Origin of the sequence: Pseudomonas sp. WC2401, assembly GCF_041200115.1 — a bacterium.
GTDB classification, from domain to species: domain Bacteria; phylum Pseudomonadota; class Gammaproteobacteria; order Pseudomonadales; family Pseudomonadaceae; genus Aquipseudomonas; species Aquipseudomonas fragi.
On the sequence record NZ_CP165623.1, the window covers coordinates 1,144,341 to 1,165,707 of the forward strand.

Annotated in this window: 23 protein-coding genes; 14 read left to right on the top strand and 9 right to left on the bottom strand. The window is 58.6% G+C overall.

Annotated elements, in window-relative coordinates:
• Positions 1-9: 9 nt before the first annotated feature.
• The 5 genes from AB3G35_RS05135 to AB3G35_RS05155 all read left to right on the top strand — a co-directional run bounded on the left by AB3G35_RS05135 (position 10) and on the right by AB3G35_RS05155 (position 5,309).
• Positions 10-639, top strand: a complete 630-nt coding sequence (locus AB3G35_RS05135; RefSeq protein WP_029611598.1) for a response regulator transcription factor — start codon at positions 10-12, stop codon at positions 637-639.
• A gap of 314 nt (positions 640-953) precedes the next feature.
• On the top strand, positions 954-2,078 hold the full coding sequence (locus AB3G35_RS05140) for an ABC transporter ATP-binding protein (RefSeq protein WP_016782419.1): 1,125 nt from the start codon (positions 954-956) through the stop codon (positions 2,076-2,078).
• Between the two features lie 40 nt (positions 2,079-2,118).
• Positions 2,119-3,159: an ABC transporter substrate-binding protein gene (locus tag AB3G35_RS05145; protein ID WP_016782418.1), complete on the top strand. Its 1,041-nt coding sequence runs from the start codon at positions 2,119-2,121 to the stop codon at positions 3,157-3,159.
• 67 nt (positions 3,160-3,226) lie between these two features.
• Positions 3,227-4,474: an ABC transporter permease gene (locus AB3G35_RS05150; RefSeq protein WP_086795734.1), complete on the top strand. Its 1,248-nt coding sequence runs from the start codon at positions 3,227-3,229 to the stop codon at positions 4,472-4,474.
• 10 nt (positions 4,475-4,484) lie between these two features.
• Positions 4,485-5,309 (top strand): ABC transporter permease, encoded by an 825-nt coding sequence (locus tag AB3G35_RS05155; protein ID WP_016782416.1) that lies wholly within the window; start codon positions 4,485-4,487, stop codon positions 5,307-5,309.
• On the opposite strand, the gene AB3G35_RS05160 is transcribed toward AB3G35_RS05155, so the two are convergent.
• Positions 5,306-5,764: a transposase gene (locus AB3G35_RS05160; protein WP_029611597.1), complete on the bottom strand. Its 459-nt coding sequence runs from the start codon at positions 5,762-5,764 to the stop codon at positions 5,306-5,308. The two genes, AB3G35_RS05155 and AB3G35_RS05160, sit on opposite strands and share 4 nt — an antisense overlap.
• 320 nt (positions 5,765-6,084) lie before the next feature.
• Between AB3G35_RS05160 and rpe the strand changes: the two genes are divergently transcribed.
• The 3 genes from rpe (at position 6,085) to trpE (ending at position 9,126) form a co-directional block, all read left to right on the top strand.
• Entirely contained in the window at positions 6,085-6,759 is a 675-nt protein-coding gene (gene rpe / locus AB3G35_RS05165) for a ribulose-phosphate 3-epimerase (RefSeq protein WP_016782414.1), read from the top strand.
• A complete protein-coding gene (locus AB3G35_RS05170) occupies positions 6,756-7,574 on the top strand; it encodes a phosphoglycolate phosphatase (RefSeq protein ID WP_106115573.1) in 819 nt (272 codons plus the stop codon). Before rpe ends, AB3G35_RS05170 begins: the two co-directional genes overlap by 4 nt.
• Before the next feature lie 70 nt (positions 7,575-7,644).
• Positions 7,645-9,126 (top strand): anthranilate synthase component I, encoded by a 1,482-nt coding sequence (trpE, locus tag AB3G35_RS05175; RefSeq protein ID WP_016782412.1) that lies wholly within the window; start codon positions 7,645-7,647, stop codon positions 9,124-9,126.
• Between the two features lie 163 nt (positions 9,127-9,289).
• On the opposite strand, the gene estP is transcribed toward trpE, so the two are convergent.
• The gene (gene estP, locus AB3G35_RS05180; RefSeq protein WP_340079312.1) at positions 9,290-11,221 is read right to left on the bottom strand and encodes an esterase EstP; all 1,932 of its coding nucleotides are present in this window, start codon (positions 11,219-11,221) and stop codon (positions 9,290-9,292) included.
• Between the two features lie 399 nt (positions 11,222-11,620).
• Here estP and AB3G35_RS05185 point away from each other — a divergent pair, with 399 nt between their 5' ends.
• Genes AB3G35_RS05185 through AB3G35_RS05200 form a run of 4 tightly spaced genes read left to right on the top strand, consistent with a single transcriptional unit; the run spans position 11,621 to position 14,853 of the window.
• Positions 11,621-12,214 (top strand): aminodeoxychorismate/anthranilate synthase component II, encoded by a 594-nt coding sequence (locus tag AB3G35_RS05185; protein ID WP_088378829.1) that lies wholly within the window; start codon positions 11,621-11,623, stop codon positions 12,212-12,214.
• 9 nt (positions 12,215-12,223) lie between these two features.
• A complete protein-coding gene (trpD, locus tag AB3G35_RS05190; RefSeq protein WP_086795738.1) occupies positions 12,224-13,273 on the top strand; it encodes an anthranilate phosphoribosyltransferase in 1,050 nt (349 codons plus the stop codon).
• A complete protein-coding gene (trpC, locus tag AB3G35_RS05195) occupies positions 13,270-14,106 on the top strand; it encodes an indole-3-glycerol phosphate synthase TrpC (RefSeq protein WP_016782408.1) in 837 nt (278 codons plus the stop codon). Before trpD ends, trpC begins: the two co-directional genes overlap by 4 nt.
• Positions 14,107-14,151: 45 nt before the next feature.
• Entirely contained in the window at positions 14,152-14,853 is a 702-nt protein-coding gene (locus AB3G35_RS05200) for a lipoate--protein ligase family protein (RefSeq protein ID WP_016782407.1), read from the top strand.
• Here AB3G35_RS05200 and crp read toward each other — a convergent pair.
• Entirely contained in the window at positions 14,850-15,494 is a 645-nt protein-coding gene (gene crp / locus AB3G35_RS05205; RefSeq protein WP_016782406.1) for a cAMP-activated global transcriptional regulator CRP, read from the bottom strand. The genes AB3G35_RS05200 and crp overlap by 4 nt on opposite strands.
• Positions 15,495-15,717: 223 nt before the next feature.
• On the opposite strand from crp, the gene AB3G35_RS05210 reads away from it, so the two are divergent.
• Together AB3G35_RS05210 and speD are read left to right on the top strand one after the other, a co-directional pair.
• The gene (locus AB3G35_RS05210; RefSeq protein ID WP_016782405.1) at positions 15,718-16,140 is read left to right on the top strand and encodes an OsmC family protein; all 423 of its coding nucleotides are present in this window, start codon (positions 15,718-15,720) and stop codon (positions 16,138-16,140) included.
• Between the two features lie 240 nt (positions 16,141-16,380).
• On the top strand, positions 16,381-17,172 hold the full coding sequence (gene speD / locus AB3G35_RS05215; RefSeq protein WP_016782404.1) for an adenosylmethionine decarboxylase: 792 nt from the start codon (positions 16,381-16,383) through the stop codon (positions 17,170-17,172).
• 163 nt (positions 17,173-17,335) lie between these two features.
• Here speD and coq7 read toward each other — a convergent pair whose 3' ends face one another.
• The 6 genes from coq7 to hemJ all read right to left on the bottom strand — a co-directional run bounded on the left by coq7 (position 17,336) and on the right by hemJ (position 21,365).
• Complete coding sequence (gene coq7 / locus AB3G35_RS05220) at positions 17,336-17,983, bottom strand: 2-polyprenyl-3-methyl-6-methoxy-1,4-benzoquinone monooxygenase (protein WP_016782403.1); 648 nt, start codon at positions 17,981-17,983, stop codon at positions 17,336-17,338.
• 118 nt (positions 17,984-18,101) lie between these two features.
• On the bottom strand, positions 18,102-18,440 hold the full coding sequence (locus tag AB3G35_RS05225; RefSeq protein WP_086795740.1) for a histidine triad nucleotide-binding protein: 339 nt from the start codon (positions 18,438-18,440) through the stop codon (positions 18,102-18,104).
• Between the two features lie 66 nt (positions 18,441-18,506).
• Positions 18,507-19,295 (bottom strand): SDR family oxidoreductase, encoded by a 789-nt coding sequence (locus AB3G35_RS05230; protein ID WP_016782401.1) that lies wholly within the window; start codon positions 19,293-19,295, stop codon positions 18,507-18,509.
• A gap of 76 nt (positions 19,296-19,371) precedes the next feature.
• Positions 19,372-19,887 carry a DUF805 domain-containing protein gene (locus AB3G35_RS05235; RefSeq protein WP_016782400.1) on the bottom strand — a complete coding sequence of 172 codons (516 nt, stop codon included), beginning with the start codon at positions 19,885-19,887 and terminating at the stop codon, positions 19,372-19,374.
• Positions 19,888-19,949: 62 nt separating this feature from the next.
• Entirely contained in the window at positions 19,950-20,909 is a 960-nt protein-coding gene (locus AB3G35_RS05240) for a nitronate monooxygenase family protein (RefSeq protein WP_086795742.1), read from the bottom strand.
• Positions 20,910-20,939: 30 nt separating this feature from the next.
• Positions 20,940-21,365, bottom strand: a complete 426-nt coding sequence (gene hemJ / locus AB3G35_RS05245; RefSeq protein ID WP_016782398.1) for a protoporphyrinogen oxidase HemJ — start codon at positions 21,363-21,365, stop codon at positions 20,940-20,942.
• Positions 21,366-21,367: the final 2 nt, after the last annotated feature.

Sequence of the window (21,367 nt, forward strand, 5' to 3'; positions counted from 1 at the left end):
GAAGTGCTTGTGATTCGTGTACTGGTAGCGGAAGACCACACCATCGTGCGTGAAGGGATCAAGCAATTGATCGGCCTGGCCAAGGACTTGCTGGTGGTGGGCGAGGCCGGCAATGGTGAGCAATTGCTGGAAACATTGCGCCATGTACCCTGCGAGGTGGTGTTGCTGGATATCTCCATGCCCGGGGTCAATGGCCTGGAAGCGATACCGCGCATCCGTGCCCTGAACAACCCGCCGGCCATTCTGGTGCTGTCGATGCATGACGAAGCGCAGATGGCGGCGCGGGCGCTGAAGTTTGGCGCGGCGGGTTATGCCACCAAGGACAGTGACCCGGCGCTGTTGCTGATGGCCATCCGCAAGGTGGCGGCGGGCGGACGTTATATTGACCCGGACCTGGCGGACCGCATGGTGTTCGAGGTCGGCTTGACCGATTCGCGGCCATTGCATGCATTGCTGTCCGAGCGCGAGTTTTCGGTGTTCAAGCGCCTGGCCCAGGGCGATAACGTCAACGATATAGCCCAGCAACTGGCGTTGAGCAGCAAGACCATCAGCACCCACAAGGCGCGGCTGATGCAAAAGCTCAACATCACGTCCCTGGCCGAGCTGGTCAAATACGCAATGGAGCACAAGTTGTTGTAGCGACTTGCACCTTTCCCTGTGGGAGTGGGCTTGCCCGCGATGGCATCGCTGCGGTTTGCCTGACAGACCACGGTGCCTGAATCGCGAGCAACCCCGCTCCCACAACTTATCTGTTTACGACCCTTTTGGCCTGTCCCCGGGCCATGTTGCCGGAGTTGCCCGGCGCGACCATCCCAATCACGACATCCCTGTAGGGCAATCCCTACCCAAGGCCTTCCAACCGCCTGATGTCAATCTCTCTCGCCCCCCGATTTCTGTGGGGTGGCCGCTTCTTTAGTCTTGGGCTACGGCAGTCCAAAACAAAAGGTGCGGTTATGAGTCAGGTCGGTGCAAGCGCTGGGGCGGATGAGATTCTGGTCAGCTTTCGTGGTGTGCAAAAAAGCTACGACGGCGAAAATCTGATCGTCAAGGATCTCAACCTGGACATTCGCAAAGGCGAGTTCCTGACTTTGCTCGGGCCTTCCGGTTCGGGCAAAACCACCAGCCTGATGATGCTGGCCGGCTTCGAGACACCCACCGCCGGCGAGATCCTGCTGGCCGGGCGCTCGATCAACAACGTGCCGCCGCACAAGCGCGATATCGGCATGGTGTTTCAAAACTATGCCCTGTTCCCGCACATGACCGTAGCCGAAAACCTCGGCTTCCCCCTGTCGGTACGCGGCCTCAACCGAACCGATATCAGCGAGCGGGTCAAGCGCGTGCTGAGCATGGTGCAGCTCGATGCTTTCGCCCAGCGTTACCCGGCCCAGTTGTCCGGCGGCCAGCAACAGCGTGTGGCCCTGGCCCGGGCACTGGTGTTCGAGCCACAGTTGGTACTGATGGACGAACCCCTGGGTGCACTGGACAAACAACTGCGTGAACACATGCAGATGGAAATCAAACATCTGCATCAGCGCCTGGGCGTGACCGTGGTCTATGTGACCCATGACCAGGGCGAAGCGCTGACCATGTCCGACCGCGTGGCTGTGTTCCACCAGGGTGAAATCCAGCAAATCGCCCCGCCGCGCATGCTCTACGAAGAGCCGAAAAACACCTTTGTGGCCAATTTTATCGGTGAGAACAACCGCCTCAACGGCCGCCTGCATAGCCGGGACGGCGATCGCTGCGTGGTCGAGCTGGGCCGTGGCGAAAAAGTCCAGGCCCTGGCGGTGAATGTCGGGCGTACCGGCGACCCGGTAACCCTGTCGATTCGCCCGGAGCGCATCAGCCTCAATGGCTCCAGTGAGTCGTGCGCCAACCGGTTCTCGGGCCGGGTCGAAGAATTTATCTACCTGGGCGACCACGTTCGGGTACGCCTGGAAGTCTGTGGCATGAACGATTTCTTTGTGAAACAGCCGATTGCCGAGCTGGACCCCGCCCTGGCCGTCGGCGACGTCGTGCCACTGGGCTGGCAGGTCGAACATGTACGTGCGCTGGACCCTCTCTTAGAGGCGAATTGATCGCCCCGGCTTCACCAACCCTGCACAGTGGAGAACAACAATGCATACATCCTTCAAGTTCACGGCCCTGAGTCTGGGCCTGCTGTTCGCGGCCAATGCACTGGCCGCAACCGATCTGACCGTGGTGTCGTTTGGCGGCGCGAACAAGGCAGCCCAGGTCAAGGCGTTCTACGCCCCCTGGGAAGCCAAGGGCGATGGCAAGATCATCGCCGGGGAATACAACGGTGAAATGGCCAAGATCAAGGCCATGGTCGACACCAAAAGCATCTCCTGGGATCTGGTCGAGGTGGAATCCCCGGAACTGTCCCGCGGTTGCGACGAGGACATGTTCGAACCGCTGGACCCTGCGTTGTTCGGTAACCCTGAGCAATACGTCAAAGGCGCGATCCAGTCCTGCGGGGCGGGCTTCTTCGTGTGGTCTACGGTACTGGCCTACAACGCCGACAAACTCAAAACCGCTCCCACCAGTTGGGCGGATTTCTGGGACACCAAAACCTTCCCGGGCAAGCGTGGGCTGCGCAAAGGCGCCAAGTACACCCTGGAATTTGCCTTGATGGCCGATGGTGTCGCGCCCAAAGATGTTTACACCGTGCTGGCGAGCAAGGACGGGCAGAACCGCGCCTTCAAGAAACTCGACGAACTCAAGCCGAGCATTCAGTGGTGGGAAGCAGGCGCCCAACCGCCGCAGTACCTGGCCTCGGGTGACGTGGTGATGAGTTCGGCCTACAACGGCCGCATCGCGGCGGTACAAAAAGAAAGCAACCTGAAAATCGTCTGGAACGGCGGCATCTACGACTTTGATGCCTGGGCCATCCCCAAAGGCCTGGGCAAAGCCAAGGCCGACGCCGCGAAGAAGTTCATGGCGTTCACCTTGCAGCCACAGCAGCAGAGCGTTTATTCGCAAAACATCGCCTACGGCCCGGCCAACAAGGAGGCCATGCCTTTGCTGCCTAAAGAGGTGCAGGCCGACATGCCAACGGCTCCAGAAAACATCGCCAACCAGGTGCAGATCGATGTCAGCTTCTGGGCAGACAACGGTGAGCAACTGGAGCAACGCTTCAACGCCTGGGCTGCCAAGTAAACAGCGCTGACATGCGGTGTGCCCGAGAGGGTGCGCCGCCATCGTTTAAAGATTTTCGGAGTTCGCCATGGCCGTCGCCGTTCCCCTGAACGAGGTCTCCAGCCCCACCTTGAAGAAGCGCCTGGCGCATGCCGAGCGGGTCAACCGCTGGAAGGCGCAGGCGCTGATTGCACCCCTGGTGATTTTTTTGCTGCTGGTGTTTCTGGTCCCGATTGCGGCCCTGCTTTATAAAAGCGTCGGCAACCCGGAAGTCGTCGACGGCTTGCCGCGCACCGTGGTGGCCGTGCAAGACTGGGACGCCAAGGGCTTGCCCGCGGAGCCGGTGTACCGGGCCTTGAGTGAAGACCTGGCCGAGGCGCGCAAGAATCAAGTCCTGGGCGATCTGTCCAAGCGTCTGAACATGGAACTGGCCGGCTACCGCAGCCTGCTGATGAAAACCGCCAAGGCGTTGCCGTTCAAGGCCGCGCCCGAATCGTATAAAGATGCGCTGGAAGGGATCGATGAGCGTTGGGGCGACCCCGCATACTGGCAGGCGATCAAGCGCAACAGTTCCAGCGTGACCCCGTTTTACCTGCTGGCAGCGGTGGATCACCGCATCGACGATCTGGGTGAAATCGCCCAGGCCACGCCGGACCAGTCCATCTATCTGGATATCTTCGCCCGCACATTCTGGATGGGGTTTGTGATTACCTGCATCTGCCTGGTGCTGGCTTACCCGTTGGCGTACCTGCTGGCCAACCTGCCGACACGCCAGAGCAACCTGTTGATGATCCTGGTGCTGCTGCCGTTCTGGACCTCGGTGCTGGTGCGGGTGGCATCGTGGATCGTGCTGCTGCAATCGGGTGGCCTGATCAACAGCGCGCTGCTGAGCATGGGCCTGATCGACAAGCCGCTGGAGCTGGTGTTCAACCGCACCGGGGTGTACATCGCGATGGTGCATATCCTGTTGCCCTTCATGATTCTGCCGATCTACAGCGTGATGAAAGGTATATCGCCGACCTATATGCGGGCTGCGATCTCGCTGGGATGTCATCCGTTTGCCAGCTTTTGGCGGGTGTATTTCCCGCAGACCTATGCTGGTGTCGGCGCGGGCTGCCTGCTGGTGTTCATCATTGCCATTGGCTACTACATCACCCCGGCCCTGCTGGGCAGCCCGAACGACCAGATGGTCAGTTACTTCGTGGCGTTCTACACCAACACCAGCATCAACTGGGGCATGGCGACGGCATTGGGCGGCTTGCTGCTGCTGGCCACCGTGGTGCTGTACCTGATGTACAACTGGCTGGTAGGCGCCAGCCGCCTGCGCTTGAGCTGAGGAGAACGCCATGCTGAGCCCCTACATGTCACCCGTTGAACGGGTCTGGTTCTACAGCTTGCGCATTCTTTGCGGGCTGATCCTGTTGTTCCTGATTTTGCCGGTGCTGGTGATTATTCCACTGTCGTTCAATTCGGGGAGTTTTCTGGTGTATCCACTGCAGGGCTTTTCGCTGCATTGGTACCAGGACTTCTTTGCCTCGGCCGAATGGATGCGGGCCCTGAAAAACAGCGTGATCGTGGCCCCGGCTGCGACCGTGCTGGCGATGGTCTTTGGCACGCTGGCGGCGATCGGCCTGACCCGGGGGGATTTCCCGGGCAAGGCCCTGGTGATGGCGCTGGTGATTTCACCGATGGTGGTGCCGGTGGTGATCATTGGTGTGGCCAGTTACCTGTTCTTTGCCCCGTTGGGCCTGGGCAACAGCTATATCTCGCTGATCGTAGTGCATGCGGTGTTGGGCGTGCCCTTTGTGATCATCACCGTGTCGGCCACCTTGCAGGGCTTCAACCATAACCTGGTGCGGGCGGCTGCCAGCCTTGGGGCATCGCCGTTGACGGCGTTTCGCCGGGTGACCTTGCCGTTGATTGCGCCGGGGGTGATTTCGGGGGCGTTGTTTGCGTTCGCCACCTCGTTCGATGAAGTGGTGGTCACCCTGTTTTTGGCGGGGCCGGAGCAGGCGACCCTGCCACGGCAGATGTTCAGTGGTATTCGCGAAAACCTCAGCCCGACCATCGCTGCGGCGGCGACTTTGTTGATCGCGTTTTCGGTGGTGTTGTTGCTGACGCTGGAGTGGCTGCGCGGGCGTAGCGAGAAACTGCGCACGGCACAGGCCTAGAACCAGCAGGCATCCCACAGGGGGTAATCACCGATCCGCGTGGTCAGTTGGGCGCGGATCGGGTTTTTGATGATGTAGCGGGCTATGTCTTTTATGTCTTCTTCCTTGCGCAAGGCACGGTCGTGGTAGCCCTTTTGCCAAATTCGCTCGCGGGTGTTGGCCCGTTTGTTGACGCTGACGCTGCTGCGTGATTTCACACGGCACATCAACTCCCCCAGTGTTTTATCTTTTAATTCAACCAGCCAATGGAAGTGGTCCGGCATCACGACCCATGCCTTCGATATTACGACTCCGTCGTCATGCGCCTGCCTGAACTGTTCCACCACAAGGCGACCCAAATGGAAGTCTTTGAAAATTGGCTGACGTTGCTGGGTGATAGTCGTTAGCAGATAAAGACGACCGCATTCGGAGTGACGGCCGATACGCAGGCGGTAAGCGTTCTTTGAGATTGGCAATCCATTGCCCTCCGTTACTGTGTTTTCTAAACCTAGATCACTTCCGAACATGCCATTGAAGTAACTATTAACCAGATATTGCGTCTTTCGTAGCAGCTGCCGAAGGCTGCGTCCGAGTGCGAAGCGCTCGTAAATCGGTAACGCATGTTTCTGGAAGATAGGGAGGACGGTTTTACGGCCTTCGGCCGGACGTCGCCTTCGGCAACTGCTACGGGAGGTCGGGTGGTATGGGTGGGCCAATCATCGCTGCTACGGTGTGCGGCACATAGCCAGCGGTATACAATGCGCGCCACCGTGTTTAGCCCACTAAAAGGTGCGTCATGCAGCCCTTCGCTATTGCCCCATCGATTCTTTCCGCCGATTTCGCCCGTCTCGGCGAAGAAGTGGACAACGTACTCGCCGCGGGTGCTGATATCGTTCACTTCGATGTCATGGACAACCATTACGTACCCAACCTGACCATCGGCCCGATGGTCTGCGCCGCCCTGCGCAAGTACGGCGTCACCGCACCCATCGATGCGCATCTGATGGTCAGCCCGGTCGACCGCATCATCGGCGACTTTATCGAAGCCGGCGCCACTTACATCACGTTCCACCCCGAAGCCACCCAGCACATCGACCGCTCCCTGCAACTGATCCGCGAAGGCGGCTGCAAGGCAGGTCTGGTGTTCAACCCGGCAACCCCGCTGGATGTGCTCAAGTACGTGATGGACAAGGTCGACATGATCTTGCTGATGAGCGTCAACCCGGGCTTTGGCGGGCAAAAATTCATTCCCGGCACGCTCAACAAGTTGCGCGAAGCCCGTGCGCTGATCGATGCCAGCGGCCGCGAGATTCGCCTGGAAATCGACGGCGGCGTAAACGTCGGCAATATCCGTGAAATCGCTGAAGCCGGGGCTGACACCTTTGTCGCCGGTTCCGCGATTTTCAACACGCCGAACTACGAAGAAGTCATTCAAAAAATGCGTGCCGAGCTTGCGTTGGCCCGCCCATGAGCCGCTTTGAGCAGCTACTCCAGGGGCAGCTGCCAAAACTGGTGATGTTCGATCTGGATGGCACCCTGATTGATTCAGTGCCGGATCTGGCGGATGCCGTGGAGACCATGCTGCTCAAGCTGGGCCGCCCACCCGCCGGGATCGAAAACGTGCGGTTGTGGATCGGCAACGGCGCACCCATGCTGGTGCGCCGTGCCCTGGCCGGCAATATGGACGGCAGCGGCGTCGATGACGTCGAGGCCGAGCATGCACTGGAGATTTTCATGGAGGCCTACGACGGCGGCCATGCACACACCACGGTTTACCCCGGCGTGCGTGAAAGCCTCAAGTGGCTGCAAAAGCAGGGCGTTGAAATGGCCCTGATCACCAACAAGCCTGAGCGCTTTGTCGCTCCCCTGCTCGATGAATTGAAGCTGGGGCGGTTTTTTCGTTGGATCATCGGTGGCGACACCCTGCCACAGAAAAAACCCGACCCGGCTGCTCTGCTGTTCGTGATGAAAATGGCGGGCGCCACCCCGGCCCAGTCGATGTTTATCGGCGATTCACGCAATGACGTACTGGCGGCCAAGGCTGCCGGTGTGCGTTGCGTCGCGCTGAGCTACGGCTACAACCACGGTCGCCCGATTGAAGAAGAATCACCGGATATGGTGATCGACAATCTGCAAGAGCTGATAGCCGGTTGCTTAGAATCTGCGCCTGAGATAACGTTGGGCAATTCTGTTCCCTCCTCTCGAAGAGATTCCATCGTGGTGGTCACTCGCAAACTCTGGATGAAAGTCATCAAGGCCCTGGCCCGCTGGCGTTGGCGCGCCTGACTTGAATCTGGCCGCTGAGTCGGCACGTTTGCACACCTGACCGTTTTACCCTCAGACCACGAGGCACCTCATGATCCGCGAAGAATTCCTGCGTTTGGCCGCTGCCGGCTATAACCGTATCCCCCTTGCCCGCGAAACCCTGGCTGACTTCGACACGCCGCTGTCGATCTATCTGAAACTGGCCGATCAGCCCAACTCCTATTTGCTGGAGTCGGTGCAGGGCGGTGAGAAGTGGGGGCGTTATTCGATCATTGGCCTGCCATGCCGCACCGTGCTGCGTGTGCATGATCACCAGGTCAGCGTGACCCATGACGGTGTCGAGATCGAAGCCTGCGAAGTGCAAGACCCGCTGACCTTCGTTGAAGAATTCAAGGCCCGCTACAACGTGCCGACCATCGCCGGTTTGCCGCGTTTCAACGGTGGCCTGGTGGGCTATTTTGGTTATGACTGCGTGCGTTATGTGGAGAAGCGTCTGGGCAAGTGCCCGAACCCTGATCCACTGGGCGTGCCGGATATTCTGCTGATGGTGTCGGACGCCGTGGTGGTGTTCGATAACCTGGCCGGCAAGATGCACGCCATTGTGCTGGTCGACCCGGCCCAGCCTGATGCTTATGAAGAAGGCCAGGCCCGCCTTGAAGCGCTGCTTGAACAACTGCGCCAGCCAATTGCACCGCGCCGTGGCCTGGACTTCACTGCACAGCAGGCAGCGGACCCGGTGTTTCGTTCCAGCTTCACCCAGGCTGACTACGAAAAAGCGGTCGATACCATCAAGGACTACATCCTGGCCGGCGACTGCATGCAGGTGGTGCCGTCGCAGCGCATGTCCATTGATTTCAAGGCTGCGCCGATCGACCTGTACCGTGCGCTGCGCTGCTTCAACCCGACGCCGTACATGTACTTCTTCAATTTCGGTGATTTCCACGTCGTGGGCAGCTCGCCGGAAGTGCTGGTACGGGTTGAAGACAACCTGATCACAGTACGCCCGATTGCCGGCACACGCCCACGCGGCGCGACTGAAGAGGCCGATCTGGCGCTCGAAGAGGACCTGCTCAGTGATGACAAGGAAATCGCCGAGCACTTGATGCTGATCGACCTGGGCCGTAACGATACGGGCCGCGTTTCTGAAATCGGTTCGGTCAAGCTCACCGAGAAGATGGTGATCGAGCGTTATTCCAACGTGATGCACATTGTGTCCAACGTCACTGGCCAACTGAAAAGCGGGCTGACGGCGATGGACGCCCTGCGAGCGATTTTGCCGGCGGGCACGTTGTCCGGTGCGCCAAAAATCCGTGCGATGGAAATCATCGATGAGCTCGAGCCGGTCAAGCGCGGTGTGTATGGCGGTGCGGTGGGTTACTTCGCCTGGAACGGCAATATGGACACGGCGATTGCCATCCGTACTGCGGTGATCAAGAACGGTGAACTGCATGTGCAGGCCGGTGGCGGCATTGTCGCGGACTCGGTGCCGGCCCTGGAATGGGAAGAGACGTTGAACAAGCGCCGTGCGATGTTCCGCGCCGTGGCCCTGGCCGAGCAAACCCCGCGGGATTGATTGCGCGCCCTGTGCCGTAGCCGCTGGCGAAGGGTGCGTGCGATTGCGAAGCGATCGTAAATTCTGACAGCCCGGTTCATCTGAAATACCGGGTTGGCAGACTTTACGACGGCTACGCCGCCGGACGCAGCCTGCGGCAGCTGCTACGAAGAGCTTCTGTTTATCAGAAGTTCAGGCTCACCCCGATAGTGGCGCCCTGTTGCGTTACCCCATCACTCTTTCTCGCGTTATAAGCCGCCCGCAGCACAAGGTCGGCAGTCAATCTGTGGCTGACCCCCAGGCTTACACGGGCAAGGTTGCTCGGCGGTGTATAGCCCTCGAGCTTGAAGCGGTTGTCGGGCAGGCTGTTGAGTGCGATGTTCAGGCGCTGGGTATCGCTCTGGAACTCATGTTCATGGGCGGCCTCGCCAAATAACAGCGTTTGTGGGGTGGCCTGGTAACTGGCGAGCAAACCCGCGCCCAGGCGATTTGAAACAAGTGTCTGCTCTTCGTAGTTCAATGCAGTGGAGCGCCGGCCCTTTTCTTCATAGCGGTTAACTTCCACCCGCGAGTAATCGGCGCTGATAAAGGGGGAGAGCTGCCACAGGTCAGATGCCTGTGCGATTTCATAACCCAGGCGTGTACTCAATGCTCGCAAATGGCCGTCAGCCTGGCCTTGCTCCATCTCACTACCCACCCCAAGCGCGAATTTTCGCTTCAGGCTGTCGTAATCCAGCCTGCCCAACGTCAGTGCCGCATCCCCCCACCAGTGATTGTGCTGGTATTGGGCAAACACGCTACCCAGATAGCTGTTGAGCTTGTAGTCCGATTTATTGGCCCCGGTTTCCAGGCGTTGCCGGTAAAACCCGCCGGCAATGCCAAATCGCCAGTTGTCATCCAGCCTGTAGCTGGTGCCGATATTGAGGTTATAGCCTTTGCCATCTGCCTTCACGGCCGTGGTCTGCTTGTCGATTTCCAGGCGTTGACCGCCACCGGCGAGCAGGGTTCGCCACTGGCCTATGGCTTGCCATTGACCGTCGTCGCCAGCCCATTGGTTGCGCAACTGGTCTTGATGGGCGTTTAGCGAGCCTTGGGCCATAACGGGTAACAAGGTCAGCTCCCACGGCACGGCCAGCAATGAGTAGGCATAGTCGGCAATCAGCTGTTGTCCTGTCTCGGTGGGGTGTACCGAGTCGTTGAACAGCAGTTTGGCCGGGTTGGGAGTTGCGCTGTTGAGGCCGTACTGCGGGTTTTCCGTACACTCTTCGCCATTGAAACAGGTCGCGACAAGGTCCTGCCCCAGTGCCAGGCCATAACGGGCGGGGTCGGCGATGGCTTCACGCAGCAGCAGCGGGATATTGAGGGGAATCACTTCGGCGTCTATCTGCGCCAGTTGCTGGGTTAGCTCATGATTGAACAGGGCGCTCAGGGCGCTGGTGCCAGCCTGGGTGGGTGTACCGTAAACGGCTGGCGTCAGGCCCAGATCGGGCAGCAGCCAGACCATGATGTAGCGTGCCCCTGCCTGTTGCAGGGTGTGGGCGCTTGCCGCCAGCCTTTGTGCGGCTTGGCCTGCCTCGGCGGGGTTGGTGACCTTGCCTTGGAGAAAGTCATTACCGCCGCCTGAAATGAAATACAACGCCTTGGGGTCAGCCGTGAAGCTGTTCTGCACAAGGTAGCCAGGCTTGCTGCGCAGGACGTAGCCGCCGACGAAGGACCAGTCATCCGGGATGGCGACCTTTGACTCGGTCTTGATGGAATTGAGGATCTGGTCTGTGCGATAGCCGCCGACCGCCCAGTTGTTGCCGTCGGGCTCCCCTGCAAGAGAGTTGCCCGGCGAAGTGGACGGGCGCAGGTCTGCGGGGGCGATCCCCAGTTGGGTGCCCAGCCGCGTGGGCGTTACTGCAGCGTATTCCTCCCCCCGGTAATCCCTGTACGTCGGCCCGGTGCGGTTGGTGAAGCGCATGCCTGTGCCGACCCCTGGAAAATGCCCCGAGTCGCTCAGGCTGTCGCCGAACACGATCATGGTGGAATACGGCGAGGGTGCTGCTATGGCACGTTCACTGACGATGGACAGGATGCATCCCGCCAAGGGGATGAGTAGGGAGAGCCTGCGCATGTGATGACCTGTTTTTATTGTTTGGGGCGCAGACATTAGCAAAACAAACTGTATTAAATGTTTCATGTAAAAGAATGTCACAAAGTACTTAGCGGGTGTTTTTCCCCGTATTTGCTGCCCCGTGTTGCACCTGTCGCACGGCTACGTTACTGTGCCATGACGTAGAAATGAGACCCTTCCTGTGTTGATCATCAGCAAACTCTTTATGCGAGTTCTCAAGGCCCAAGGCCGTTGGCGTTGGCGCGCCTAATATTTCTCTGCCGGCCCCGCCGGACCTGCCCCCTGCGTTTTCCTGAATGGCTGCCCCCCCGGTTGGTGTGTTCAATCCAGCAATCGAAACTGCGGGTCATGCATTCTGAAAACAGTTTTGAATGTCAGTGAATTCAGAGGTTTAGCAGCATGTTGCTGATGATCGACAATTACGACTCTTTTACTTACAACGTTGTGCAGTACCTCGGCGAGTTGGGTGCCGAGGTCAAGGTGGTGCGTAACGATGAACTGACCGTGGCCCAGATCGAAGCGCTCAAGCCCGAGCGCATTGTGGTCTCGCCCGGCCCTTGCACGCCGAACGAGGCGGGCATCTCCCTCGAAGCCATCCAGTACTTTGCTGGCAAGTTGCCGATCCTGGGCGTGTGCCTGGGCCATCAGTCCATCGGCCAGGCCTTTGGCGGTGATGTGGTTCGCGCCCGGCAAGTGATGCACGGCAAGACCAGCCCGGTCTATCACCTCGATACCGGGGTGTTTCAGGGCTTGAACAATCCGTTGACCGTCACCCGCTACCACTCGCTGGTGGTCAAGCGCGAAACCCTGCCGGACTGCCTGGAGCTGACCGCCTGGACGCAGCTTGAAGATGGCTCGGTCGACGAGATCATGGGCCTTCGCCACAAGACGCTGAACATCGAAGGGGTGCAGTTTCACCCTGAGTCGATCCTGACCGAACAGGGTCATGAACTGTTTGCCAACTTTCTTAAACAAACCGGCGGCACGCGCTAAGGACTTCACATGGATATCAAGACAGCCCTGAACCGTATCGTCGGGCACCTCGACCTGACCACCGATGAAATGCGCGATGTGATGCGCGACATCATGACCGGTCAATGCACCGAGGCGCAGATCGGCGCCTTTATGATGGGCATGCGCATGAAGAGCGAAAGCATCGACGAAATCGTCGGTGCCGTCACCGTGATGCGCGAGCTGGCAGACAAGGTTGAGCTCAATACCCTGGACGGTGTGGTCGATATCGTCGGCACCGGCGGCGACGGCGCGAATATTTTCAACGTGTCCACCGCCTCGGCGTTGGTGATTTCGGCGGCCGGTTGCACGGTGGCCAAACATGGCAACCGCGCTGTATCCGGTAAAAGCGGCAGTGCCGACCTGCTGGAAGCGGCCGGTGTGTACCTGAACCTGACCCCGGTTCAAGTCGCCCGCTGCATTGACAGTGTGGGCATCGGTTTTATGTTCGCGCAATGCCATCATGGCGCCATGAAGCATGCGGCCATCCCCCGTCGTGATCTTGGCCTGCGCACCCTGTTCAATATGCTTGGCCCGCTTACGAATCCGGCTGGTGTATTGCATCAGGTGGTCGGCGTGTTCAACCAGGCGTTGTGCCGGCCTCTGGCTGAAGTGTTGCAGCGTCTGGGCAGCAAGCATGTGCTGGTGGTGCATTCGCAGGATGGCCTGGATGAGTTCAGCCTGGCAGCCCCGACCTTTGTGGCGGAATTGCATAAAGGTGAAATCAAGGAATATTGGGTCCAGCCTGAAGACCTTGGCATCAAGAGCCAAAGCCTGTTTGGCCTGGTGGTCGACAGCCCGGAGCAATCGCTGGAACTGATCCGTGATGCCCTGGGGCGACGCAAAACCGAAGCTGGCCAGAAAGCGGCTGAAATGATTGTACTCAATGCAGGTGCTGCTCTGTACGCTGCGGATCTTGCCTACACACTCAAAGAAGGTGTGGAATTGGCTCACGACGCGCTCCACACCGGCCTGGCCCGGGAAAAGCTCGAAGAGCTGGGCGCATTTACCGCTATTTTCAAGCAGGAGAATGAAGCATGAGTGTGCCAACCGTTCTGGAAAATATTCTGGCGCGTAAAGTTCAGGAAGTTGCCGAGCGCAGTGCGCGGGTAAGCCTGGCTGAACTTGAGCGATTGGCGGCTCAGGCTGATCCTGTTCGTGGATTTGCCAGTGCCTTACTGGCGCAGGCCAAGACAAAACAGCCCGCAGTGATTGCCGAAATCAAAAAGGCTTCGCCGAGCAAAGGCGTGATTCGCGAGCACTTCGTGCCTGCCGAGATTGCCAAGAGCTACCAGGCGGGCGGTGCAACTTGCCTGTCCGTGCTGACCGATATCGACTACTTCCAGGGCGCCGATGCGTACCTGCAGCAGGCGCGTGCGGCCTGCTCCTTGCCGGTGATTCGCAAGGACTTCATGATCGACCCGTACCAGATCGTCGAAGCCCGGGCATTGGGCGCCGACTGTGTGCTGCTGATCGTCTCCGCGCTGGACGACGTGAAAATGGCCGAACTGGCGGCTGTAGCCAAAAGTGTCGGGTTGGATGTGCTGGTTGAAGTCCATGATGGCGATGAGCTTGAGCGCGCGCTGAAAACCCTCGACACACCGTTGGTGGGTATCAACAACCGCAACCTGCATACGTTTGAAGTCAGCCTGGAAACCACCCTCGACCTGTTGCCGCGTGTGCCCCGTGATCGCCTGGTGATTACCGAAAGCGGGATTCTCAACCGCGCAGATGTGGAACTGATGGAAATCAGCGAAGTGTATTCGTTCCTGGTGGGCGAAGCCTTCATGCGTGCCGAGAACCCGGGTAATGAGCTGCAGCGTCTGTTCTTCCCGGAGCGTGCTGTAGCAGTGACGGGGTCGACCCTGGATTGACTCAATCCAGCTCCCACAAGGGCTCAGTGTCTGATAAGGAATCCCATGACACCCATTCAGCAACTCACCGTCGAAGCCGGCCTCAAGGCCGAACAGGATTTACTGGCCTCGGTCTGTGCCGGGGAGTTGCAGGCCGCAGTATTGTTCTGGCAGCCCACTGACCGGGCGCTGGTCATGCCGCGGCGCCTGAGCCGCCTGCCGGGCTTTGCGCAGGCCAGTGTCGAACTGGCTGCCAGTGGCTGGCCGATCCTGCTGCGTGAAACCGGCGGCGAACCCGTCCCGCAATCGGCATCGACCGTCAATATCGCATTGGTGTATGCGCCCTTGCCCAGTGAAGGCGATCACGGTCGCATCGAAATGGCCTATCGTCGACTGTGCGAGCCAATTTGCGATCTGTTGACCGAACTGGGTGGTACGGCCTCTTTGGGGGAAGTTGAGGGCGCTTTCTGCGATGGCCGCTTCAACGTCAATCTCAATGCCCGAAAACTGGTCGGCACCGCCCAGCGCTGGCGCCAGAGCAAAGGCGGGCAACGACCTGTCGGCCTGGTACACGGTGCATTGCTGGTGGATAACGAGCGTGAGTCGATGGTGGCTGCGGTCAATCGCTTCAATGTGTTGTGCGATCTGGAGCAACGCTGCCTTGCCGACAGCCATATCGCGCTGCACGAGGCCTTTGCAGCCCCGGACTTCTTTGAGCGCCTGAGTGCCCGTTATCAACAGATCCTGGCGCCCTTGCTCAAGGGTTAACGTGTGCCGAACACCACCATCGTCTTGCCTTTGACGTTCACCAGGTTCTGTTCTTCCAGGCTCTTGAGTACACGGCCGACCATCTCGCGCGAACAGCCAACAATCCTGCCAATTTCCTGACGGGTGATCTTGATTTGCATGCCATCGGGATGGGTCATGGCATCAGGTTGCTTGCACAGTTCCAGCAAACAGCGAGCCACTCTTCCAGTGACATCAAAGAATGCCAGATCCCCAACCTTGCGCGTGGTGTTGCGCAAGCGCTGTGCGATTTGGCCGCTTAAAGCGTAAAGAATTTCCGGTTCTTGCTGTGTGTATTCTCTGAATTTCGGGTAGCTGATTTCAGCAACTTCGCATTCAGTCTTGGCTCGAACCCATGCGCTGCGCGTCTGCTCTTGCCCTGCCTGTTCGAACAAACCCAGCTCGCCGATAAAGTCGCCGCTATTGAGGTAGGCAATGATCATTTCACGGCCTTCCTCGTCTTCAATCAAGACCGTTACCGAGCCTTTGATAATGAAAAACAGGGTGTGCGAAGACTCGCCAGCGCAAATGATATTGCTCTTGGCTGGGTAGCGTTTGCGCTGGCAAAAAGTCAAAAACTTGTCGAGGTTTTTGATCTTGGGTATGGGAGTAAGAGCAACCATGGTTGTTTCCCGGAAAGCTGGCACAGTAAGGGTTAGATCTATTTTTTATATAGAGCGCTCGCTGGCTGGCGCCAGCGATTTGGCGCCAGCTTACCAGACAGGTTCTGTGGGGTTTGCAGAATTTTCGGTATGGCTTGTCGGAGAAACGCTTCAGTGTAGCGACTTATCCGTTTCCGGCCCTGTGCTAAGCTGGCGCCCCTTTTAAAACAGTGGAGTCTGGGCGATGAAGGCACGCATTCAATGGGCGGGTGAAGCCATGTTTCTGGGCGAATCCGGCAGTGGCCACGTTGTTGTCATGGATGGCCCGCCTGAGAGCGGCGGTCGCAACCTGGGTGTACGCCCGATGGAAATGCTGCTGTTGGGCCTTGGCGGCTGCAGCAACTTTGACGTGGTGAGCATTCTCAAGAAGTCGCGTCAGGCGGTGGAGAGCTGTGAAGCGTTTCTGGAGGCCGAGCGCGCCACTGAAGATCCCAAGGTGTTCACCAAAATCCACCTGCATTTTGTGGTCAAGGGCCGTGGCTTGAAAGAAGCCCAGGTCAAGCGTGCCATCGAGCTGTCGGCCGAAAAGTATTGCTCGGCATCGATCATGCTCGGCGCGGCGGGGGTTGCCATCAGCCATGATTATGAAATTATTGAACTGGCCTGAGCGGACATTCAATTTTCATAAATGCGCTGCAGACTCTGGCGATCAGTCGCTGACGTCTGCATAATGCGCCACTTTTTTCAGGGTAGTGGCGGGGAATAATCCCGGCCACATGTCCGAACAGATAACCAAAATCGCCATCGCGAAGAGGTGTTAACCGTCCTACGCAGGTGCGTCCCACGCACTTGACGGGCATGCTGGATCACGCGGCCGAGCCGCATCGACATAGAGAGTTTTATAACGGTGAAAAGCAAACTCAAGCTCCACGGGTTCAATAACCTGACAAAGACCTTGAGCTTCAACATCTATGACATCTGTTATGCGGAAACCCCGCAAGACCAGCAGGCATATGTTGAGTACATCAATCAAGAGTACGACGCAGAGCGCCTGACGCAGATCCTTACAGATGTGGTTGATATCATTGGTGCCAACATCCTGAACATTGCCCGTCAGGATTACGACCCACAAGGCGCCAGCGTGACGATTCTGATCTCCGAGCAGCCGGTAATTCCTACCGAAAGCCAGATCGAAGAGTCCCCAGGCCCGCTGCCCGAGACCATCCTGGCTCATCTCGACAAAAGTCATATCACGGTACATACCTACCCGGAGATCCACCCGGTAGACGGTATTGCAACCTTCCGTGTAGATATTGACGTGTCGACGTGCGGCGTTATTTCACCGCTTAAAGCTCTCAACTATCTGATCCATCAGTTTGATTCGGATATCGTGACTGTCGATTACCGCGTGCGTGGTTTTACCCGTGACGTGGAAGGCAAAAAGCACTTTATCGATCACGAGATCAACTCGATCCAGAACTACCTCTCCGAAGACACCCGCGACGGTTACCAGATGACCGACGTGAATGTGTATCAGGAAAACCTGTTCCACACCAAGATGCTGCTCAAGGAGTTCGAACTGGATAACTACCTGTTCGGCGATGCCACCAGCAATCTGTCGGTTGAACAGCGCGCCCAGGTGACTGAGCGGGTGAAGCACGAAATGCTCGAGATTTTCTACGCGCGCAACATGGCGTAAATTCTCGGCACAAAAAAAGGCGGCTACCGTGAGGTAGCCGCCTTTTTTTTGCTTCGCAGCCCCCTGTGGGAGCGGGCTTGCTCGCGATGGCCTCACCACGGTTCGACACGAAGGCCGCGACGCTGGAATCGCAAGCCAGCCTGCTTGCACAAAGGTTGTGCTGTCAGATCCGGTAGGTGCTTTTGGTCATGACCTTGGCCATCAGGCTCATGCCGAACTTCACCGGGGCAGGGAAGCGAAAGCCTCCGGCATTGAGCGCAGACTCGGCGTGCTGTTCTTCGTCGATGCGCATTTGCTCAAGGATCGCCCGGGACTTTTCGTCCTCCGGCGGCAGTTGCTCAAGATGCTCGTTCAGATGCTTGCACACCTGGTCTTCAGTCGCAGCAACGAAGCCCAGGCTCACCTTGTCACTAATCAGCCCTGCGGCGGCGCCGATCCCGAAAGACATGCCGTAAAACAACGGGTTCAGCACGCTGGGATGGCTGCCCAGCTGGCGGATGCGCTGTTCGCACCAGGCCAGGTGATCGATTTCTTCTTCAGCAGCATGCTCCATCGCTTCACGCACATGGGGCAGTTTGGCTGTCAGCGCCTGACCTTGGTACAAGGCCTGGGCACACACTTCACCGGTATGGTTGATGCGCATCAGGCCGGCAACATGACGCTTGGCCTGTGGGGCCAGCGGGTTTTCAGGCTTGACGATGGCCGGTGACGGCCGATGCGGCTGGCCGCTGAAGGGCAGCAACGTGCGCAAGGCGGTGTCGGCTTGTAACAGAAGACGGTCAATCGGCGAGTAGTGACGTTGGGTAGTCATGCTTACCTCCGGAAAAAATCACGGCGGTCAGTTTACCCCAATCGGGCGGTCGGGGTTTGCGTTGGATCAGGGGGTAACGCGAGAGCCGCGGGGCTCGCGCGTCGGGATCCGTGGTCAATCAGCCCGGCGGCCAGTTCATCTGGCGTTGACCCAGCACATGCATATGAATGTGGTAGACGGTTTGGCCGCCCTTTTCATTGCAGTTCATTACCACGCGGAAACCGTCTTCGCAGCCCAGTTCCTTGGCCAGGCGCTGTGCCGTGAACAAAATATGACCTGCCAGCGGCTTGTCTTCTTCGGTCAGGTCGTTAAGCGTGCGGATCGGCTTTTTCGGGATAACCAGAAAGTGGATCGGTGCTTGCGGGGCAATGTCGTGAAAAGCCAGCACTAGATCGTCTTCGTAGATGATCTTGGCGGGTATTTCACGGTTGATGATCTTGGTGAACAGAGTATCCAAAGCTGTGTCTCCGTGAGTGAAGTCCGGTCTGAGTGTACTCAGGGCAGCCAGTTACGCCCAGCCTCGTTAACGAGGGCAGTAGGATTTGTTAACGGAGGCGGCAATTTTTCGCGTCATCCAGCGTGAGAGCAAGCGCGGCAAGCGCGTGATCCAGCGGTTGCGCCGCCCGGGAATAATGATCGCCTTGTTCTTGTCGAGTGCTCGCACCGTGTAGAGCGCCACTTCTTCAGGGGTCATGGCGCTGGTGCTTTGCTTGATGGCGTCGGTATTCATCTTGGCCGCATCAAAAAAGCGGGTGCGGGTGATGCCGGGGCAAAGTACTGACACCTTGATGCCGGTTTTTTTCACTTCCTCGCGCAAGCCTTCGGAAAAGTGCAGCACATAGGCCTTGCTGGCAAAGTAGGTGCTCAGCCACGGCCCGGGCTGGAAGGCGGCGATCGAGGACACATTGAGAATCTGCCCGCCGCCCTGAACGGCCATCATGTTGCCGATGGCGTGGCACAAGCGGGTGAGCGCCAGTACGTTGAGTTCGATCAGGTCTTGCTCTGCGCTCCAGTCATGGGCCAGGAACGGGCCGCAGGTACCGATGCCGGCACAATTGACCAGCAGGTCGATCTGGCGGTCGCCTTCTTCGAGTTCCAGTAAAAAGCCGGACAGGCGCAGGGGCTCGCCAAGGTCACAGGCACGGAACAACACTTCGACACCGAAACGCTGGGTCAGCTCAAGGGCAATGGTTTCCAGCGCATCCCGTTGGCGGGCCACCAAAATCAGGCTGCGCCCACGCCGGGCCAGGGCCTCGGCCAAGGCCAGGCCAATGCCGCTGGTGGCGCCAGTGATTAAAGCGTAACGGGTCATGCTGTTCTCCATTGCAACGGTACAGTCCGGTGACAATGATGTCCCTGGCGTTAACTCGTTCATTAAGGCTGGCAGTCTACAGGCTGTTGCCGTTGACTGCGTTGATCACTGCAGTCATCAGGCCCAAAGCAAGGAGCGCGGCCATTGCGCAAATGCCCAATCCAATCAAGAAGATGGTGATCGCGGCCAGTACGTTGACAGCCCGGCTGTTGGGCGGTGGCGGCGGGCCGTACTTGTTGGGGCCGGGCGTGCCGGGCATCAACAGCATCAAGAGGGTCAGCACCAGGTTGGCCACCGGTACCAGATGCAACAACAGCATCCAGGCGGACCAGTTGAGGTCATGCAAGCGCTGGGCGCCGATTCTCAGGCTGACAATGAAGTAGGCCAGCGTGAGGGTTGCACCGCAGGTCATGCCAAGCGTGGGGGAGACCTTGACCGCGAGCAGCACCAGAAGTGATGTCACCGCGGCGATAATACTGATGACCATGCTCCAGGCCAGCAGCCGCAAACGCCCGATCCGGCCACTGAAGCCCACAGGGTCCAGTGGTGCGTACTGCTCTTGAGGTGTCTTGTCCAGGCTCAGCTCGGGCATGGTGGCTTCCTTGTCCGGGTGTGTTCAACAAAAGCCCGCCGGGATTGGCGGGCTGGTTACTGTCAGTGATGGGGCCACTGTTGGCCCAGCCTCGACGTGAGGTTGAGCGCTTTGCGGTATTCCTCATCAAGGCGTGCGATCAATTGATCGGTGGTTGGCAGGTCGTGGATTTCTCCTACGCCTTGCCCCGCAGACCAGACGGTTTTCCATGCTTTGGCTTCGTCGGTCAGCGGTTTGAGCTTGGTCTCGCTTTTGCCCTGCAGCGCCGCGAGGTCGAAACCTGCGTTTTCCAGGCTTTGGCGCATAAAGCTGGCGGGCACCCCTGACACGGCAGGGGTGTGGATAATATCGGCCGCGCGTGAAGCCAGCAGCATCTCTTTGTAGGCGTCAGGCGCATGGCTCTCTTGGGTCGCGATAAAGCGCGTGCCGAGGTAGGCAAGGTCGGCGCCGATCATCTGTGCTGCCAGGATTTCGTGGCCGTGGTTCAGGCAACCGGAGAGCAGTACGGTTTTGTCGAAGAACTGACGGATTTCGGCCACCAGTGCAAACGGGCTCCAGGTGCCAGCATGGCCACCTGCACCGGCGGCAACGGCAATCAGCCCGTCGACCCCGGCTTCTGCAGCTTTTTCGGCATGCCGGCGGGTGGTGACATCGTGGAACACCAGGCCGCCATAGCTGTGGACGGCATCCACTACCTCTTTGACGGCGCCCAGGCTGGTGATGACGATGGGCACCTTGTGCTCGATGCAGATCGCCAGGTCCGCCTGCAGCCGAGGGTTGCTGTTGTGCACAATCAGGTTCACGGCGTAGGGCGCAGGGTTATCCAATGTGGCGAGGCCGGCTTCGATTTCTTCCAGCCAAGCCTTGAACCCGCTGCTCTCGCGCTGGTTGAGTGCCGGGAAACTGCCCACCACGCCGTTGCGACAGCAGGCCAGCACCAGTTGCGGGTTGGAAATCAGGAACATGGGCGCGGCAACTACCGGCAGGCGCAAGCGTTGTTCAAGCAGGGCGGGCAGCGACATTGGATAACCTCGGATCGTCAGGACGTGAGTTTAAAACGGTTTGACCACCACCAGAATTACGATAGCGAGCAAGAACACCACCGGCACTTCGTTGAACCAGCGATAGAACACATGAGTGCGCGTGTTTTCGCCGCGGGCAAAGCGCTTGACCTGCGCGCCGCACATATGGTGATAGCCGATCAGCAGAAACACCAGTGTCAGCTTGGCATGCATCCAGCCCTGGCTGAGAAAGCCGGGGCTGAGCCACAACAGCCAGCCGCCGAAAATCAGTGTGGCAATCATTGCCGGGCCCATGATGCCGCGATACAGCTTGCGTTCCATGACGCTGAATCGCTCTTTGCTGACAGAATCTTCGCTTTGTGCGTGGTAAACAAACAGGCGTGGTAGGTAAAACAGGCCAGCAAACCAACAGACGATGCTGATGATGTGGAAGGCTTTTAGCCATAGATAAAGCATTT